Here is a 2,565-nt window from a genome sequence, read left to right on the forward strand (position 1 = left end):
TGATATTCCGGGGATCGAAAATATGGTGGGCTTGTTCATTAACACCATTCCCGTACGTATCCGCAGTGGAGCTGAGGACACCTTTGCCGATCTGATTAGAACGAATCAGCAGCAGGCGCTGGCTTCTCAAGATTATGAGACGTATCCGCTGTATGAAATTCAAGCCTTGACCGAGCAAAAGCAAGAGCTGATCAACCACATTATCGTGTTTGAAAACTATCCGGTGGAGGAGCAGGTCGAGCAGCTTGGCGAAGGTGCAACGTCGGATTTTGTAATCAGCAATGCAGGCATGATTGAACAAACGAACTATGATTTCAATCTGGTCGTTATGCCGCAGGAATCGATGAAAATCCGATTCGAATACAATACAAAATTATTTGATCGGGAAGCCGTGGAACGGACTCAGGGCCATTTAATACAGCTACTGGAACAAGTGGTAGCGAATCCGGACATTCGGGTGCAAGAGCTGGATGTGTTAAGCGAGCAGGAACGCGAGCAAATTCTCAGCGTATGGGGAGATACAGCCGCCGAGTATCCAAGCGAGCAAACGATCCATGGTCTGTTTGAGACAAAAACGGCGCACACACCAGAGCAGCCAGCGTTGTACTTCGAAGGAGAACAACTGAGTTATCGCGAACTGAATGAACGTGCGAATCGTTTGGCTCGTACCTTGCGCAGTCAAGGTGTGACGAAAGATCGTTTGGTGGGTCTGATGACCGAACGCTCGATAGACATGATCGTGGGTATGTTAGGCATTTTGAAAGCCGGAGGAGCATATGTACCTATCGATCCAACCTATCCGGAAGAGCGTATCCGCTATATGCTGGATGACTCGGGAGCGAAGCTGTTGTTAACTCAAGGTCATCTGGTGGACAAAGTAGCTTTCGACGGTCACATGCTGGTGCTGAATGGGGCAGAAAGTGTGTATCACGAGGATGGTTCTAATCTGGAGCCGTTGTCCGGTCCGAACGATCTGGCGTATGTGATCTATACATCGGGGACAACGGGGCAGCCGAAGGGTGTTATGCTGGAGCATCACGGGCTATGCAATCTGAAAACGTATTTTGATCAGGAATTCGAGATCAGTACCTCAGATCATATGTTGCTGTTCGCCAGCTACTCGTTTGATGCGGCTTGCTGGGAAATCTTCCAAGCTCTATTCTGCGGAGCCACGTTGTACGTGCCAACGTCAGAGACGATTTTGGACTACGAACGGTTTGAACAATATATGGCGGATCACCACATCACGGTGGCAGCATTGCCGCCTACCTATGCGGTGTATCTGGAGCCGCAGCGGATGCCAAATCTGCGTATTCTGGTCACTGCGGGTTCAGCCGCTTCAACAGAGCTGGTATACAAGTGGAAGGATCAGGTGGCGTACTACAATGGCTATGGTCCAACTGAAAACTCGGTAGCGACATCCATCTGGCCGGTATCCAAGGATGAGAGAGCAGGACAGCTGATTTCCATTGGACGTCCTGTGCCGAATCATCGGGTATACATGGTAGATGTACACGGGCATTTGGCTCCGATAGGCGTAGCGGGTGAGCTGTGCGTGTCTGGTCCGGGTCTGGCACGTGGTTACCTGGATCGTCCAGAGCTGACGGCGGAGAAATTTGTACCGAATCCGTTTGCGGCTGGCGAAGCTGGGTATGAGCGAATGTACCGCACAGGCGACTTGGCAAGATGGATGCCAGACGGAAACATCGAATACTTGGGCCGGATTGACCATCAAGTAAAGATCCGGGGTTACCGGATTGAGCTGGGCGAAGTCGAGGCACAAATATTGAAAGTGGAGGACGTACAAGAGGTCATCGTCCTGGCCCAAGCGGACGAGCAGGGACAAAATCAACTGGTGGCGTACTATGTCGCTGAAAGAGAAGTAAGCGCTGGTGAACTGCGCAGTTTACTGGGTGAGGAGCTGCCAAACTACATGGTGCCTTCTTTCTTGGTACAGCTGGAGCAAATGCCGCTGACACCGAACGGTAAAATCGACCGCAAGGCCCTGCCAGCACCAGAAGGCAGCCTGCAAACCGGAGCCGACTATGTCGCACCGCGAACGTGGGTGGAAGTGAAACTGGCGCAAATTTGGCAGGATGTACTAGGCCTCACTCAGGCCGGTGTGAAGGAAAACTTCTTCGAGATTGGCGGACACTCGCTGCGGGCGACCACACTGGCCTCGAAGATTCACAAGGAACTGAACAAGCCGCTTCCACTGCGCAGTATTTTTGAAGCACCAACGATTGAGCAACTGGCAGTCGTACTGGAACAGTTGGATCAAGTAACATATGCGTCCATTCCAGTAACGGAAGAACGCAGCTTCTATCCCTTGTCCTCAGCGCAAAAACGACTGTATGTGTTGCATCAGTTCGATCCGCAGGATGTGAACTACAACATGCCATCGGTGCTGCAAGTGAACGGTCCGCTGGACGTGAAGCGAGTGGAGGACGTATTCCGTCAACTGATTGCCCGTCATGCGACGTTGCGTACCCGCTTTGATCTGATCGACAGTGAGCCGATGCAATGGGTTGAGGACACTGTGCCGTTCGAGGTGGAATATACGAA

The 2,565-nt window shown here is 51.7% G+C and carries 1 protein-coding gene; it reads left to right on the forward strand.

Annotated elements, in window-relative coordinates:
• A partial coding sequence (locus HFE01_RS26230) for a non-ribosomal peptide synthetase (protein ID WP_167442891.1) occupies positions 1-2,565 on the forward strand: 2,565 nt, incomplete at both ends.

The organism is Paenibacillus sp. EKM10P, from assembly GCF_011800655.1.
GTDB classification, from domain to species: Bacteria; Bacillota; Bacilli; order Paenibacillales; family Paenibacillaceae; genus Paenibacillus; species Paenibacillus polymyxa.